Consider the following 15,809-nt stretch of genomic DNA (forward strand, 5'->3'; position numbering starts at 1 on the left):
TCAATAAGGGGGAGCTACATGAGTACAGTTGAGGTGTATAAACCGAAGAACCATATTAGATTCGTTACAGCTTCAAGCTTATTTGATGGACATGATGCATCCATCAATATAATGAGGAGAATCCTTCAGTCCAGCGGGGCGGAAGTTATTCACCTAGGTCATAATCGTTCGGTGGAAGAAATCGTGAATGCGGCCATCCAGGAAGATGTTCAAGGCATAGCCATGTCATCTTACCAAGGCGGACATGTGGAATATTTTAAATATATGTATGACCTGCTGATGGAAAAGGGAGCCGGGCACATTCGGATTTTTGCCGGCGGTGGCGGGGTCATCATCCCTAGGGAAATTAAAGAACTCCATGATTATGGAATTGCCCGTATCTTTTCACCTGATGAAGGGAGGGAATATGGGCTTCAAGGAATGATAAACGTTTTGATGGAGGAGTGTGATTTCTCGACAGTCAAACCATCTTTACAGGAACGTTTTGATGAATTGATTGCCGGGGGAACGAATGCCATTGCCCAATTTATTACCTTTGCCGAAAATAGACTCGATGTTTCACAGGAATCAGCGGCAGCGGTGGAGAGTCTTTTTGAGCAGATCAAGACTTCCGAAAAGAAGGTTCCTGTTCTGGGAATCACGGGGACTGGCGGAGCTGGAAAAAGTTCATTGACTGATGAATTGATACGAAGGTTCATTAACGAAATTCCGGACGAGAGAGTCGCCATTCTATCTGTAGACCCGACCAAACAGAAAACGGGCGGTGCCCTTCTTGGTGACAGGATCAGAATGAACTCGATCTTTTCAGATCGTGTTTATATGCGGAGCCTAGCCACGCGCCATTCAAAAAGTGAGCTGTCTTTGGCGATAAAGGATGCCATTTCCGTCGTGAAGGCAGCAGGCTTCGATTTAATCATCGTTGAAACGAGCGGGATCGGTCAGGGTGATGCAGAAATTGCCGAAATATGCGATGTTTCCATGTATGTAATGACGAGTGAATTCGGTGCACCTTCGCAACTTGAAAAAATCGATATGATTGATTATGCAGACTTGATAGTCATTAACAAATACGAGCGCAAAGGTTCCGAGGATGCAAAAAACCAAGTTCAAAAGCAATACCAAAGAAGCCGTACGCTTTTTGATCAAGATCCATCTGAAATGCCAGTATACGGTACAATCGCTTCCCAATTCAATGACCCAGGCACCAATGCATTATTTGCCGCACTGATTGAAAAGCTTAATGAAAAATCAGGAACGGCTTGGAGTACGGCCTTTTCGAAAGAAGCGGATGTTTACAAACAAAATGTCATCATTCCCACTGACCGCCGGTATTATTTACGTGAAATCAGTGATACGGTCAGATCGTATCATAAGCGTGCCGCTGAACAAGTGCGTATTGCCCGGAGGCTTTTCCAGCTTGAAGGAGCCATTGATGCAGTTAAGGAACATGATAACGACGGCGATATGGTGGCTTCTTTAGAAAAACTGAAAAAGGAAACCGCTTCGAATTTATCACCTGAATCTAAAAAAATCCTTTCTGGATGGATGGATTTAAAAGAAAAGTATGCAGGAGAGCAGTTTGTAACGAAAGTCAGGGATAAAGAAATCGTCACAAAGCTGAAAACGAAAAGTTTATCAGGTTTAATGATCCCGAGAGTATCACTGCCGAAATATGTGGATTATGGAGAGATTTTGGGATGGGTATTCCGTGAGAACGTTCCGGGCTTCTTTCCTTACACAGCGGGAGTCTTTCCGTTCAAGCGTGAAGGGGAAGACCCGAAGCGGCAATTTGCCGGTGAAGGATCGCCCGACCGTACCAACAGGCGTTTTCATTATTTATCAAAGGATGATACTGCTAAACGGCTTAGCACGGCTTTCGACTCTGTAACTTTATATGGCGAGGACCCTGATCACCGGCCTGATATCTATGGAAAGGTAGGGGAAAGCGGAGTCAGCATCTGCACGTTGGATGACATGAAAAAGCTGTATGCAGGTTTTGATCTTTGCCACCCCTCAACCTCTGTATCCATGACCATCAATGGACCGGCACCAATCATTTTGGCCATGTATATGAATACGGCTGTCGATCAGCAGATTCAACGGAAAGAAGAAGAGCTAGGCCGTCCCCTTACAGATGCCGAAGCTGAAGAAGTGCAGGCTTATACGCTTCAGACGGTACGCGGTACTGTTCAGGCGGATATTCTGAAAGAGGACCAAGGCCAGAATACATGCATCTTCTCTACGGAATTTGCTTTAAGGTTAATGGGCGACATTCAAGCCTATTTCATCGATCGAAAAGTCAGGAACTATTACTCTGTATCCATTTCTGGCTATCACATTGCAGAAGCGGGTGCCAACCCAATTTCACAGCTGGCTTTTACATTAGCGAATGGCTTTACTTACATCGAATATTATTTAAGCCGAGGAATGAATATTGATGACTTTGCCCCGAATTTGTCATTCTTCTTCTCAAATGGGCTCGACCCGGAATATACGGTGATCGGGAGGGTGGCAAGAAGGATCTGGGCGACAGTCATGCGGGATAAATATGGTGCGAACGACCGCAGCCAGAAGCTCAAATATCATATACAGACTTCCGGGCGCTCGCTTCATGCCCAAGAAATTGATTTTAATGATATCAGAACGACACTTCAAGCTTTAATGGCACTGCAGGACAACTGTAATTCCCTGCACACTAATGCGTATGATGAAGCCATCACGACGCCTACTGAAGAATCCGTGCGCCGGGCAATGGCCATCCAAATGATCATTACGAAGGAGCATGGTCTCTCAAAAAATGAAAACCCGATGCAAGGTGCCTTCATCGTGGAGGAATTGACGGATCTGGTCGAAGAGGCCGTCCTGCAAGAGTTCGATCGCATCAATGATCGAGGCGGTGTGCTGGGTGCAATGGAGACGCAGTATCAGCGCGGGAAAATCCAGGATGAATCGATGCATTACGAAATGAAAAAGCATACGGGAGAATTGCCGATCATCGGTGTCAATACGTATTTGAATCCAAATCCTCCTTCCGAAGAAGCGGTGAACAGCATGGAAATTGCCCGTGCAACCAAGGAAGAAAAGGAAGGGCAAATCATAAATCTCCGGGCATTCCAGGAAAGAAATAAGGAGTTCACGGATGAAGCGTTAACTAAACTGAAATTGGCAGCCATGAATGGGGAAAATATCTTTGCTGAGCTCATGAACTGCGTGAGGGTGGCCAGTCTGGGTCAGATAACGAGGGCATTATATGATGTAGGCGGTCAATATCGAAGAAATATGTAAACAAAGAAGGGGGCTCCGAACGTTTAGGGGCCCTTTTTTTTAATAATTCCCGTCTTTTTTAACAAAATGAAGATTTTACCTTATAATTATTTGGAAAAGGGGCAAAAATGAAGAATCAGCCCTATTGGAGTTGAGAAAATGAACCTGAAAATGATTGGGTTGATCATAGGTTACATTCTTGCCATCATTTTTTTATTTGAGCTGTATGAGCATCAACTGGGTGCCATTTCTTTTTTTATCCTGACTGTTGTCTTTTTTACGGCAGCCTATCGTCAGAAATCGAAAAAGAAAAAAAGGAATGATCTTTAGCTTTTGGTTTCCTGTGAATGATAGACAATAAGGTAAATCTGTGAAAGTATCATATAGAACTAGCATAAACCCATTTAGATTGTTTATAATGGAGTATATGTCTAGCAGGAATTGTCGTTATTTTATCGAACTACTGTTTTAGATTATTTTTTTATGTGAAAAAACACGGAATTCAGTGTTTGAATAGAGAAGGGAAGTGCGGAATTTGAGTTTAAAACAATACTCAAAAGAGCAATTATTGGAAATGTCCTTAATAGAGATGGCATATGATTTGTTAGTTGAAAGAAATGAACCGATTCCATTTAAAGACTTAATTAGTGAATTAGCTTCGCTGCACCATTTATCCAAAGCGGAAGTGGAAAAGAAAATTGCCCAATTCTATACGGATTTAAATGTGGATGGCCGTTTCACTTCACTTGGAGACAATCGCTGGGGATTGAAAACATGGTACCCGGTTGACCAAATCGAAGAAGAAGTCGTACATGTTGTAAAACCTAAAAAGAAAAAGAAAGCCAAAAAGGCTGCTGTGGTCATCGATGATTTCGATGAACTTGAAGACGAAGACCTTGACTTTGAAGAGGATATCGATGATTTGGACGAGGATGAAGATGACGACGATGATGATATTCTAGGTTCTCCAGTCATCGACGAAGTGCTTTTGGATGATGACGTGGATGATGACGACGATCTGGAAGAAGAAATAATCGAAGATGATGCATTTGTCCTGGAAGATGATGAGGACGAAGATGAAGACGAAGATGACTTGGATGACTTGAATGAAGAGGATGAGAAATAAATAATCGCCCTTGACTTTTTAAGGCGAAATTTGTAGAATCATTTTTGGGCTCCTTAAAAAAGGACACAATGATTAAATTATATCGCTCCCTTACTTTTTTGTAAGCGGAGCGTTTTTGTTTTTAATGATGGAATGAATAAATGACATCATTTTTTTATTTTTAAAAATGATTTCTCGTAGAATTGTAAAAACTATAGAGAACATATTTATGTTAACTGTCATTTAAGGAAATTTATTCTTGTTCATGTATCCTGCATGACTCTCACTAAAGACCTTTAAGTGATTAATGGTTTGTACTGGTTACGGTTTTTAGCTTTTAACCGCTCATGTGGCGGAAGATTTGATTCAGGTTCCGATCTAATGATGTGAAGAACTGAATTGGAAGAAAACATTCTATTAGGAGGATATAAGATGACAAAATATATTTTTGTGACAGGTGGAGTAGTTTCTTCCTTGGGAAAAGGGATTACGGCCGCTTCTTTAGGAAGATTATTAAAAAATAGGGGATTGAATGTTACGATCCAGAAGTTTGACCCTTATATCAACTTGGACCCTGGTACGATGAGTCCATATCAACATGGTGAAGTGTTTGTAACGGATGATGGTGCTGAAACGGATTTGGATTTGGGGCACTATGAGCGTTTCATCGATATCAACCTTGGTAAACACAGCAATGTGACTACAGGCAGAATTTATTCAACCGTCCTGAGAAAAGAACGTCGCGGCGATTATCTAGGTGGAACGGTTCAAGTCATTCCCCATATCACGAATGAAATTAAAGAACGGGTTTTCCGTTCAGGCAATGAAACGAATGCCGACATAGTCATCACTGAAATTGGCGGTACTGTAGGGGATATCGAGTCTCTTCCATTCCTTGAAGCGATTCGCCAAATCAAGAGTGATATCGGCATCAATAATGTTATGTATATCCACTGTACATTGGTTCCTTACATCAAAGCTGCAGGTGAAATGAAAACAAAACCGACACAGCATAGTGTAAAAGAATTACGCAGTCTTGGCATTCAGCCAAATATCATCGTTGCACGTACAGAAAGCCCGATTTCACAAGATATGAAGGATAAAATCGCTTTATTCTGCGATATCGATAAAAATTCTGTTATCGAATGTCTTGATGCGGATACGCTTTACTCCATCCCTCTAGCGCTTCAAGCACAAAATATGGACCAAATCGTTTGTGATCACTTGCAATTGGATTGTGGCGAAGCGGATATGGAAGATTGGAAGGAACTAGTCAAAAAAGTTACTTCTTTATCAAAGAAAACGAAAATCGCCTTAGTCGGAAAATATGTTGAATTGCAAGATGCTTATCTTTCTGTAGTGGAAGCACTTAAGCATGCTGGTTACGCATTTGATGCAGATGTTGAAATCGACTGGGTGAATTCCGAAGATGTAACTAAAGAAAATGTTGCAGAACTTCTTCAAGATGCAGATGGAATCCTTGTACCTGGAGGTTTTGGAGATCGTGGAATCGAAGGGAAAATTGCAGCGACTGAATTTGCCCGCACGACAAAAAAACCATTCTTCGGAATTTGCTTAGGCATGCAGTTGGCGTCCATTGAGTATGCACGCAACGTCCTGGGATTGCCAGAAGCACATTCAGCTGAAATTAAGGAGGATACTCCTGATCCAATCATCGATCTTCTTCCTGAGCAGAAGGATGTAGAAGATTTGGGCGGAACACTGCGTCTTGGTCTGTATCCATGTAAGCTTATCGAAGGTACTAAAGCATACGAAGCTTATAATGACGAAGTTGTTTATGAACGTCACCGTCACCGTTATGAATTCAATAACCACTACCGTCAAGCTATGGAAGAGGCAGGATTCGTGTTCTCCGGTACAAGTCCAGATGGCCGTCTAGTCGAAATCATTGAACTGAAAGATCATCCTTGGTTTGTGGCTTCCCAATTCCATCCGGAATTCACGTCACGTCCTAACCGTCCACAGCCGCTATTCCGCGACTTTGTCGGTATGTCATTAAAGAACGGCGAAAATCGTTAATAAACAAAAAAACAGCCCCTGTGGCTGTTTCAGACTGTAGGCAAACTTGAAGAAAATCGAGTTTGCCTACAGTTTTTTTATGGTTTGTACTTTGGGAGGTTGATGGCCACTCCAAGCACCGCTTAGACTCGCTTTCCCGCATGAGTCCCGCACACCCGCTCCAATCAAATTTGTTTTAACATTTAGTGAGTGGTCAGTGGGTTCGGGAACATCATTTGATGAAAGATATATTTTTCCGAACTTTTTTAGATGAATTCATCATTCTTCATCTTCATATTCTTTTATGATTTCTTCAAGAGTGAATTTAATTCCATGATAAGCGAAAAGAGCGGTAAGGAGGGTAGGGTACCCATATCGATTTCCGGTTTCATCGGGAATCAATCCCCGTTGGATGCGTAAATCAATATGTACGTCAGCCAACTCCAAAAGAGAATCTTCTTCGGAAGGGACGGATGTAGAAACCGCAACAAATGGGATATCTTTTTCCTTGAGTTGTTTTGCCAGCATCAATGCTTCTGAATCGTCCGAATGGCGGCTGAATATAAGAAATCGATCTTCCTTGGAAATTGTTTCACTTAAATCATAGCTTTTTGCCTTAGGAAAGGGTTCTTCCCCATTCAATGCCTCGGCAGTGACGCCCTGCATTTCACCAAAACCGTGAATGAACACAGAACCGTCCCCAACCACAGCCTGAGCCAGCAGGCGTCCGGCATCCTCCATTTCAAAGGCTTCATTTTCAATCATTTTTTTAAATAAACCGCTTATCTGTGTCGAGAAAATTTTTAACATGATCAGGGACTCCTTTAAAAAATAATATACTTATTATAAAGGACTTTCCTTTGCATTGACAGGTTTCAGGGTTTTTGGTCCAAAGGGCTGAATTAACTAAATCGGTCGAAAAAACAAAAAAATTAAAATTCCTTTTAGCCATACAGCAGGAATTTTGTTACAATTATCGAATATGAACATAGATATCATGAATGAATAAATGCGTTGCTCAAGTAATTTAACGCAATCTATGTAACTACCCTTTTTCGGGTAATAGGCCGAATAGGCTAATATATTTAATGGATGAATCGGGAAGGGGAGAGGTGATAAAATGCCAGGGAAAATATTGATTGTTGATGATCAATTCGGGATTCGTATTTTATTGAACGAGGTGTTACATAAAGAAGGGTATGAAACATTTCAAGCAGCTAATGGCATTCAAGCCTTGGAAGTGCTAAATAATCATTCACCCGATCTTGTATTGCTGGATATGAAGATTCCGGGAATGGATGGCATTGAGATCTTGAAAAGGATGAAAGTCGTCGATCCGGACATCCGGGTCATAATCATGACGGCATATGGTGAACTTGATATGATTCAAGAAGCAAAGGATTTAGGGGCAATGACACACTTTGCAAAGCCGTTTGATATTGATGATATTAGAAAAGCCGTTCGTGAATACTTGCCGATTCAATCGAGTTAACGGTCTTGAAAATTTAATATTATTGACGGGGAAATTGCCGCGGCTATCTTTTTTTAGATAGGCCGTGTTTTTTTGGAATAAAATTTGAGACATGGTACAGTTGTAATTGTTGCTGTTTTTTTGATGTATTGATATGCTAAAAGAGGAGAGATATTCTGATTTATAAAGCGTATGCTACTTTGGTTTTAGGGAATATCTAGAAAGAATTAACTTTAAAAATAAACATCCACTAGTAGGAGGAAATCAAATGCCTTTAGTTTCTATGAAAGATATGCTGAATAAAGCCCTTGATGAAAAATATGCAGTAGGTCAATTCAATATCAATAACCTTGAATGGACTCAAGCTATCCTAGCTGCTGCTGAACAAGAAAAATCTCCAGTCATCCTTGGTGTTTCCGAAGGTGCTGCCCGTCATATGGGTGGTTTTAAAACGACTGTCATGATGGTTCAAGGTTTGTTGGAAGACATGAAAATCACTGTTCCTGTGGCCATTCACCTTGACCATGGTTCAAGTTATGATAAATGTAAGGAAGCCATCGAAGCGGGATTCACTTCAGTAATGATCGATGCTTCACATCATCCAATTGAAGAAAATATCGAAACAACCAAGAAGGTTGTCGAATTCGCTCATGCACGGAATGTTTCGGTTGAAGCGGAAGTGGGCACGGTTGGCGGACAAGAAGATGATATAATCGCTGATGGAGTCGTATATGCAGACCCTCAAGAATGTGAGCAGTTGGTTAAAGAAACGAATGTCGACTGTTTTGCTCCAGCTTTGGGATCCGTTCACGGACCATACAAAGGTGAACCTAACCTAGGCTATAAAGAAATGGAAGAAGTACGGGATTTAACGAACAAACCTCTTGTTCTTCATGGCGGTACAGGCATCCCTACGAAAGATATCCAAAAAGCGATTTCTCTTGGAACATCAAAAATCAATGTGAATACGGAAAATCAAATTGTGTTCACAAAAGCGGTTCGTGAAATCCTGAATAACGATTCTGAAGTGTACGATCCTCGTAAATACATGGTTCCTGGCCGTGAAGCTATCAAAGAAACGGTCATCGGCAAAATTCGTGAATTCGGTTCAAACGGCAAAGCATAATTTCAAAAGGGTTCCATCCCTTTAAATGTAAGGCAATATTCCCATTGGGGGGGCTCCCCCCTAATGGTTTCTTTTAGATGAAGGCTTAATCCGATCTCTATTTTTCGAACAATTAGAATTCAATAGAGAAATAAAAAATCGATTACATACGGAGGATATTTTATGAAATTCTTTATAGATACAGCAAATATGGAAGAAATCAAACAAGCGCACGAACTTGGCGTACTAGCAGGTGTTACGACTAACCCATCACTTGTTGCCAGGGAAAAGGGAGTTTCTTTCCATGACCGGCTAAAAGAAATCACAAGCCTTGTTAAGGAATCCGTTTCTGCTGAAGTCATTGCGCTTGATTTTGAAGGAATGATGGCAGAAGCCAAGGAGCTTGTTGCGATTGCACCTAATATCACGATCAAAGTGCCAATGACTCCAGATGGCTTGAAGGCTGTTTCAGCACTTACAAAACAAGGTGTCAAAACAAATGTCACGCTTATTTTCAGTGCCAACCAAGCATTATTGGCAGCTAGGGCAGGAGCAACTTATGTATCGCCATTTTTAGGACGCTTGGACGATATCGGCCAAAATGGTTTGGATTTAATTTCGGATATTGCTGACATATTTGCAATCCATGATATCAATGCTGAGATCATTGCAGCTTCCATCCGCCATCCGATGCATATTACAGAAGCGGCTCTTAAAGGAGCACATATTGCAACGATCCCTTATAAAGTTTTAATGCAATTATTCCACCACCCATTAACGGATAAAGGGATTGAAGCTTTCTTGAACGATTGGAATTCACGTACAGAAGCATAATGCCTTGCCGCTAAGTCGCTATAGATTGCACTGTTTTAATAAAATTAACATAAATTAGAAATTTTTATCTTTTTTTTACATGAATTTTCTACTTTTGTGTAAACTAAAGAACTAGATAGTAAATGTTGTCGGATTATGCAATTTTCTTGTGGTAAAATATTACTTTTTGGAAGTAGCTTCTAAGTGCTTAGCGTGGAAGGGAGTATATTATGGAAAAACTTAAAATTGCCGGTGGCTATCCTCTAAAGGGAAGCATTCGTGTCAGCGGAGCAAAAAATAGTGCGGTTGCCCTTATTCCGGCAACAATTTTAGCGGACTCTCCCGTAACGATTGAAGGCCTGCCGGATATCTCGGATGTACAGATGCTGAAAGAGTTAATGGAGGAAATCGGCGGTGAGGTGTCCTTTGATGAAGGGCAGATGACAGTCAACCCCAGCAGGATGATTTCAATGCCTCTTCCGAATGGCAGGGTCAAGAAGTTACGTGCTTCGTATTATTTAATGGGGGCAATGCTTGGTAAATTCAAAAAGGCAGTGATCGGCTTGCCTGGAGGCTGCCATTTGGGACCCCGTCCGATAGATCAGCATATTAAGGGGTTCGAAGCACTTGGCGCACAAGTGACGAATGAACAAGGAGCCATTTACCTTAGGGCGGACGAGCTCCGGGGAGCACGCATATATTTGGATGTCGTTAGTGTAGGGGCAACGATCAACATCATGCTTGCCGCCGTTTTGGCCAAAGGCCGCACTGTGATTGAAAACGCTGCGAAAGAACCGGAAATCATCGATGTCGCCACATTGTTGACCAATATGGGAGCAAAAATTAAAGGTGCTGGAACGGATATCATTCGTATTGATGGTGTGGAAAGTTTGCATGGTTGCAAGCATACGATCATACCGGATCGGATTGAAGCCGGTACTTTCATGATTTTAGCCGCTGCTGTCGGTGAAGGGATTCTGATCGATAATGTCATTCCCCAGCATTTGGAGTCATTGACTTCCAAATTAAGGGAAATGGGGATTAATATTGAAGCGGGTGATGACCAGATATTTGTCTCGCCGGGAGAAAATTATAAATCCGTTGATATCAAGACGTTGGTTTACCCTGGATTCCCAACAGATCTTCAGCAACCTTTCACTTCCCTTTTAACAAAAGCAAGCGGTTCTAGCATGGTGACCGATACGATATACGGGGCACGATTTAAGCATATTGATGAACTGCGACGCATGAATGCGAAGATCAAAGTCGAGGGCAGAGCAGGCATCGTCGATGGTCCTGTCCAACTTCACGGGGCAAAAGTGAAGGCAAGCGATTTACGTGCCGGAGCAGCTCTGGTAATTGCCGGTTTAATGGCTGAAGGGATTACAGAAGTGACCGGGCTTGAACATATAGATCGCGGATATAGCCATCTTGTTGAAAAACTTTCAGGTTTGGGAGCGACGATTTGGCGTGAAGAAATGACGCAAGAAGAAGTGGAGCAGCTTAAAAGCTGATCCCTTTTCTTGTTACCTCATTGTGTTACTATATATGATATAATGTGTTATACTAATATATAAATAAATCATGCTAGTGTACATGAGGGGGAACCGGAAATGGAAAGAAGTTTATCGATGGAGCTAGTCCGCGTAACAGAGGCGGCGGCCCTAAATTCAGCTCGTTGGATGGGAAGAGGAAAGAAAGACGAAGCGGATGATGCAGCAACAACTGCGATGCGGGATGTTTTCAATACCATTCCCATGCAAGGAACGGTTGTAATCGGTGAAGGGGAAATGGATGAGGCGCCAATGCTTTATATTGGCGAAAAACTTGGCACTGGTCTTGGGCCGCTAGTGGATGTTGCGGTTGATCCATTAGAAGGAACGAACATCGTTGCATCTGGCGGCTGGAATGCATTGGCTGTATTGGCGATAGCCGATAAGGGGAACTTGCTTCATGCCCCGGATATGTATATGGATAAAATAGCTGTCGGACCCGAGGCGGTTGGTCAGATTGATATCAATGCTTCCGTGTTGGACAACCTGAAAGCGGTAGCCAAGGCAAAAAATAAAGATATCCAAGACGTGGTTGCAACAGTATTGAACCGCGATCGTCATTCGAAGATCATTCATGAACTTCGTGAGGCAGGGGCACGTATCAAATTGATCAACGATGGAGATGTCGCAGGAGCGATAAATACGGCCTTCGATCTTACCGGTGTTGACATCTTATTCGGATCTGGCGGAGCTCCAGAGGGAGTCATTGCAGCCGTTGCCTTGAAATGCCTTGGAGGGGAAATTCAAGGTAAGCTCGTTCCTCATACTGATGAAGAAGTGGAACGGTGTGGGAAAATGGGCCTTGAATTAGGAAAAGTCCTCAGAATGGAAGATCTTGTTCGCGGAGATGACGCAATTTTTGCTGCAACAGGTGTGACTGACGGAGAACTTTTACGCGGTGTACAATTTAAAGGGCATTACGGCGAAACGCAATCCGTAGTCATGCGTGCTAAATCTGGTACCGTTCGATTCATTGATGGGCGTCACAGTCTTAAGATTAAACCGAATGGTTTGATTGACTGATAGCGTTTTTTAGAAAAATCACTTTTAAAAAGCGAGCGGTTTCATCGCTCGCTTTCTCTTTAAAAAAATTTAAGTTGAATAATTAAAATAAAAAAAGTAAAATAAAGCTTGGTCTACTATTAATAATTTAAAATCTGCCCTTTCACTCCAAACTTCAAGAAGCCTTCAAATAATTTTCTTCTTTACATGTAAAAATGTATCATCCTTTCTAAGAAAACTCTGGTCGGGTACATGGATTGCGGTTTTTCTTCCATCTAACAAACCAATTCTTTTTCAGTATGGGTGAAAACGTTTAATTAATAAAAGTGTGGTGTCATAATGAATTTAACTATTTCTAATTTAGAAAACATGAAACTTAAGGATCTCTATGAGCACGCTCGTGAATATAAAGTTTCCTATTACAGCAAACTTTCCAAAAAGGAACTTATTTTCGCTATCCTGAAAGCGCAAGCTGAGCAGGATGGTCTCCTATTCATGGAGGGCGTTTTAGAGATCATCCCTTCCGAGGGCTTCGGTTTCCTGCGTCCAATTAATTATTCTCCAAGCTCGGAGGATATTTATATTTCGGCTTCACAGATCCGCAGATTCGATTTGCGAAATGGAGATAAAGTGTCCGGTAAGGTAAGGCCTCCAAAAGAAAACGAGCGCTATTATGGATTGCTGCATGTTGAAGCGGTCAATGGCGATAATCCGGAATCAGCTAAAGAGCGTGTCCACTTTCCAGGTTTAACACCGCTGTATCCTAACAGGCAAATTAAACTGGAAACGACACCGAAGAACTTATCGACCAGGATTATGGATGTCCTGGCACCGGTCGGTTTCGGACAGCGTGGTCTGATTGTTGCACCGCCAAAAGCTGGTAAAACGATGCTCATCAAGGAAATTGCCAATGCGATAACCACAAACCATCCCGAATCGGAATTGATTGTGCTGTTGATCGATGAACGCCCGGAAGAAGTGACAGACATTGAACGTTCCGTCGCAGGAGACGTGGTAAGTTCAACTTTCGATGAAGTGCCGGAAAACCATATCAAGGTGGCTGAGCTGGTGTTAGAACGAGCCATGCGACTTGTGGAGCATAAACGGGATGTCATCATTTTAATGGACAGCATCACTCGCCTAGCCCGTGCTTACAACCTTGTCATTCCGCCGAGCGGGCGTACACTATCAGGGGGGATTGACCCTGCTGCATTCCATCGTCCGAAACGCTTTTTCGGTGCGGCGAGGAATATCGAGGAAGGCGGCAGCCTGACGATCCTTGCTACAGCCTTGGTAGATACTGGTTCAAGAATGGACGATGTCATTTATGAAGAATTTAAAGGTACGGGCAATATGGAGCTGCATCTAGATCGTGCCCTTGCCGAAAGACGGATCTTCCCGGCAATCGATATTCGTCGCTCAGGTACACGTAAAGAAGAATTGCTAATTCCGAAAGATCGCCTGGATAAACTATGGGCCATTAGGAAAACGATGTCAGATTCGCCTGATTTCTCGGAGAAATTCCTTCGCCGTCTAAAACAGACAAAAGGCAATGAAGAATTTTTCAGTAAGCTGGATGAAGAGATGTCAGAAATGAAAAAGGGTCCAGCGAGCGTAAAACGTTCTTAAACCCTGTAAGAAACAAACAGTTGCACAACTAGTTTTAAGTTGTTATAATGAGTTCATGTGTTTTTACAATAAATGTGAGGGTGCTTTTCCCTCAACTTGAAGTATATAACTCTGTTTCGAATGATTCAGGGCATAAGGAGCTGAAAAGAATGAAAACTGGAATTCATCCAAATTATAAGCTTTCAAAAGTAATTTGCTCTTGCGGAAACACTTTTGAAACTGGTTCAGTTAAAGAAGAGATCAAAGTTGAGACTTGTTCAGAGTGCCATCCATTCTATACTGGTCGTCAAAAATTCGCTGAAGCTGGCGGACGTGTTGATCGTTTCAACAAAAAATACGGTATTAAATAAGCCGGACTTTTTAAAAAACAGGCAAGTATTTTTCTTGCCTGTTTTTTCTTTTCCATAAACAAGTAAGAATTTATACAAAGCCAGGTCGACTTCAATTATGGCCAATGGATCGACAGGTGGAAGGGAGTAGCTGTTTCCATGTATGTAATGAAACAAACAGGCTGGATCGAGCTTATTTGCGGAAGCATGTTTTCAGGTAAATCTGAAGAATTGATTAAACGAGTCAGCCGTGCTCAATTTGCTAAAGAGCAGATAGCTGTATTTAAACCAGCTATTGATAATCGCTATGCGGAAGAGGCTGTCGTATCACACAATGGCTCTTCTGTGATGGCAAAACCGATTGCCCATTCAACGGATATTTTTAAGTATTTGGACAAGCCCCTGGATATCATTGCAATAGATGAAGTGCAATTTTTTGATCATGAAATTATCGGGGTTGCCCAGCATCTTGCGGACAGCGGTTATCGAGTGATTATGGCTGGACTCGATCAAGATTTCAGAGGTGAACCATTCGGTCCTATGCCTGTTCTATTATCGCTTGCAGAATCGGTGACTAAGCTGCAGGCAGTGTGTGAAGTATGCGGATCACCTGCGAGCAGGACACAGCGCTTGATAGATGGGGAGCCGGCCTCCTATGATGAGCCGATCATCCTTGTGGGTGCATCGGAATCGTACGAGCCCCGCTGCCGCCATCATCACGAAGTTCCGGGTAAGCAGGCTGTCGGGATTAAAGAACATATTTGAATGATGGTGCCCTATGATCCAATGAGATCACAGGGTGCTTTTTTTATGGGGAAAAGTGGAAAAGACTATCGAGTTATTAGGTGGCCTGACCAATACATGGAAGGGAAATAAAAGATAAATATTGCCCCATTTTGGGTAGGCTAACGAGGAAATGTTCTTCTTAACCAGTCAAAATGGAGGGAAAAAATATGAAATCAAAACTGCTTATTATGACGGCCTTTCTGCTTGCTGCACTAACGGCATGCGGTCAAAATGACAATGCAATAAATAATGATTCGGAATATGGAGATCAATCCCGGGATGGCAGGGTTGGCAATGGGTTAAATCAAGTATCCAATAATGATTGGGATAATGAAGCGGAACGACCATCAGATCAGGTCCTCAACACACCGCATCATACATCCAATAATTCTCCATCCATGGGGCAGCAAATTGATGAAATCCGCGGGGTGATCGAATCGGAAACTGATTATGAGGCCGGTTCCGTTTGGTTTAATGGAAATACCATACACGTTACGGTCCATGATAAAGGCAAAATCAAGACCGAAAAAGAAAGAAATAAGGAAATGCAGCGAATACAAGGCATGATAAACAGGGTTGTGCCTCAATATAATGTAGATGTCGAATTAAACAAGTAACGCACGACATTTTTGAATCTCTTTGACGTTGATTATTCACCTATACTATAATTAACCTAGAAGTGAACTGAGCTGGGGCACTGAGCTACTTATTTATAGTAATAAAAGATGGATTA

14 protein-coding genes are annotated in these 15,809 nt (G+C 42.1%); 13 read left to right on the top strand and 1 reads right to left on the bottom strand.

The window, feature by feature from the left end; translation table 11 throughout:
- The first annotated feature begins 18 nt into the window (after nucleotides 1–18).
- From icmF to AC1DIV_RS02585, 4 genes are all read left to right on the top strand, one after another.
- Nucleotides 19–3,285, top strand: a complete 3,267-nt coding sequence (gene icmF / locus AC1DIV_RS02570; protein ID WP_323596375.1) for a fused isobutyryl-CoA mutase/GTPase IcmF — start codon at nucleotides 19–21, stop codon at nucleotides 3,283–3,285.
- 138 nt (nucleotides 3,286–3,423) lie between these two features.
- The gene (locus AC1DIV_RS02575) at nucleotides 3,424–3,594 is read left to right on the top strand and encodes a hypothetical protein (RefSeq protein ID WP_156319604.1); all 171 of its coding nucleotides are present in this window, start codon (nucleotides 3,424–3,426) and stop codon (nucleotides 3,592–3,594) included.
- A gap of 205 nt (nucleotides 3,595–3,799) precedes the next feature.
- The gene (gene rpoE / locus AC1DIV_RS02580; protein WP_057278194.1) at nucleotides 3,800–4,390 is read left to right on the top strand and encodes a DNA-directed RNA polymerase subunit delta; all 591 of its coding nucleotides are present in this window, start codon (nucleotides 3,800–3,802) and stop codon (nucleotides 4,388–4,390) included.
- A 411-nt stretch (nucleotides 4,391–4,801) separates the two neighbouring features.
- A complete protein-coding gene (locus AC1DIV_RS02585) occupies nucleotides 4,802–6,409 on the top strand; it encodes a CTP synthase (RefSeq protein ID WP_048683527.1) in 1,608 nt (535 codons plus the stop codon).
- Nucleotides 6,410–6,667: 258 nt separating this feature from the next.
- On the opposite strand, the gene AC1DIV_RS02590 is transcribed toward AC1DIV_RS02585, so the two are convergent.
- Nucleotides 6,668–7,198: a DUF2529 domain-containing protein gene (locus AC1DIV_RS02590; RefSeq protein ID WP_063595704.1), complete on the bottom strand. Its 531-nt coding sequence runs from the start codon at nucleotides 7,196–7,198 to the stop codon at nucleotides 6,668–6,670.
- Nucleotides 7,199–7,508: 310 nt separating this feature from the next.
- On the opposite strand from AC1DIV_RS02590, the gene AC1DIV_RS02595 reads away from it, so the two are divergent.
- From AC1DIV_RS02595 to AC1DIV_RS02635, 9 genes are all read left to right on the top strand, one after another.
- A complete protein-coding gene (locus AC1DIV_RS02595) occupies nucleotides 7,509–7,880 on the top strand; it encodes a response regulator (RefSeq protein WP_034315860.1) in 372 nt (123 codons plus the stop codon).
- A 247-nt stretch (nucleotides 7,881–8,127) separates the two neighbouring features.
- Entirely contained in the window at nucleotides 8,128–8,985 is an 858-nt protein-coding gene (locus AC1DIV_RS02600) for a class II fructose-bisphosphate aldolase (RefSeq protein ID WP_048683519.1), read from the top strand.
- Nucleotides 8,986–9,147: 162 nt separating this feature from the next.
- The gene (gene fsa / locus AC1DIV_RS02605; protein WP_034315855.1) at nucleotides 9,148–9,798 is read left to right on the top strand and encodes a fructose-6-phosphate aldolase; all 651 of its coding nucleotides are present in this window, start codon (nucleotides 9,148–9,150) and stop codon (nucleotides 9,796–9,798) included.
- Nucleotides 9,799–10,007: 209 nt separating this feature from the next.
- Nucleotides 10,008–11,291 (top strand): UDP-N-acetylglucosamine 1-carboxyvinyltransferase, encoded by a 1,284-nt coding sequence (locus AC1DIV_RS02610; RefSeq protein ID WP_048683515.1) that lies wholly within the window; start codon nucleotides 10,008–10,010, stop codon nucleotides 11,289–11,291.
- Between the two features lie 99 nt (nucleotides 11,292–11,390).
- The gene (gene glpX / locus AC1DIV_RS02615) at nucleotides 11,391–12,353 is read left to right on the top strand and encodes a class II fructose-bisphosphatase (protein WP_034315852.1); all 963 of its coding nucleotides are present in this window, start codon (nucleotides 11,391–11,393) and stop codon (nucleotides 12,351–12,353) included.
- A 318-nt stretch (nucleotides 12,354–12,671) separates the two neighbouring features.
- On the top strand, nucleotides 12,672–13,961 hold the full coding sequence (gene rho, locus AC1DIV_RS02620) for a transcription termination factor Rho (RefSeq protein WP_034315849.1): 1,290 nt from the start codon (nucleotides 12,672–12,674) through the stop codon (nucleotides 13,959–13,961).
- A gap of 149 nt (nucleotides 13,962–14,110) precedes the next feature.
- Entirely contained in the window at nucleotides 14,111–14,311 is a 201-nt protein-coding gene (gene rpmE / locus AC1DIV_RS02625; RefSeq protein WP_034315847.1) for a 50S ribosomal protein L31, read from the top strand.
- 138 nt (nucleotides 14,312–14,449) lie between these two features.
- Nucleotides 14,450–15,055, top strand: a complete 606-nt coding sequence (locus AC1DIV_RS02630) for a thymidine kinase (RefSeq protein WP_034315845.1) — start codon at nucleotides 14,450–14,452, stop codon at nucleotides 15,053–15,055.
- Nucleotides 15,056–15,243: 188 nt separating this feature from the next.
- A complete protein-coding gene (locus AC1DIV_RS02635; protein WP_251541608.1) occupies nucleotides 15,244–15,693 on the top strand; it encodes a hypothetical protein in 450 nt (149 codons plus the stop codon).
- Nucleotides 15,694–15,809 lie beyond the last annotated feature (116 nt).

This window comes from Peribacillus sp. 05N428 (assembly GCF_056397085.1).

What these genes read in the sequence shown, in the direction of transcription:
- AC1DIV_RS02590 (WP_063595704.1), bottom strand. Translation starts at nt 7,198, where the DNA reads ATGTTAAAAATTTTCTCGACACAGATAAGCGGTTTATTTAAAAAAATG.
- AC1DIV_RS02600 (WP_048683519.1), top strand. Translation starts at nt 8,128, where the DNA reads ATGCCTTTAGTTTCTATGAAAGATATGCTGAATAAAGCCCTTGATGAA.
- glpX (WP_034315852.1), top strand. Translation starts at nt 11,391, where the DNA reads ATGGAAAGAAGTTTATCGATGGAGCTAGTCCGCGTAACAGAGGCGGCG.
- AC1DIV_RS02585 (WP_048683527.1), top strand. Translation starts at nt 4,802, where the DNA reads ATGACAAAATATATTTTTGTGACAGGTGGAGTAGTTTCTTCCTTGGGA.
- rho (WP_034315849.1), top strand. Translation starts at nt 12,672, where the DNA reads ATGAATTTAACTATTTCTAATTTAGAAAACATGAAACTTAAGGATCTC.
- rpmE (WP_034315847.1), top strand. Translation starts at nt 14,111, where the DNA reads ATGAAAACTGGAATTCATCCAAATTATAAGCTTTCAAAAGTAATTTGC.
- AC1DIV_RS02635 (WP_251541608.1), top strand. Translation starts at nt 15,244, where the DNA reads ATGAAATCAAAACTGCTTATTATGACGGCCTTTCTGCTTGCTGCACTA.
- AC1DIV_RS02630 (WP_034315845.1), top strand. Translation starts at nt 14,450, where the DNA reads ATGTATGTAATGAAACAAACAGGCTGGATCGAGCTTATTTGCGGAAGC.
- fsa (WP_034315855.1), top strand. Translation starts at nt 9,148, where the DNA reads ATGAAATTCTTTATAGATACAGCAAATATGGAAGAAATCAAACAAGCG.
- icmF (WP_323596375.1), top strand. Translation starts at nt 19, where the DNA reads ATGAGTACAGTTGAGGTGTATAAACCGAAGAACCATATTAGATTCGTT.
- AC1DIV_RS02610 (WP_048683515.1), top strand. Translation starts at nt 10,008, where the DNA reads ATGGAAAAACTTAAAATTGCCGGTGGCTATCCTCTAAAGGGAAGCATT.
- AC1DIV_RS02595 (WP_034315860.1), top strand. Translation starts at nt 7,509, where the DNA reads ATGCCAGGGAAAATATTGATTGTTGATGATCAATTCGGGATTCGTATT.
- AC1DIV_RS02575 (WP_156319604.1), top strand. Translation starts at nt 3,424, where the DNA reads ATGAACCTGAAAATGATTGGGTTGATCATAGGTTACATTCTTGCCATC.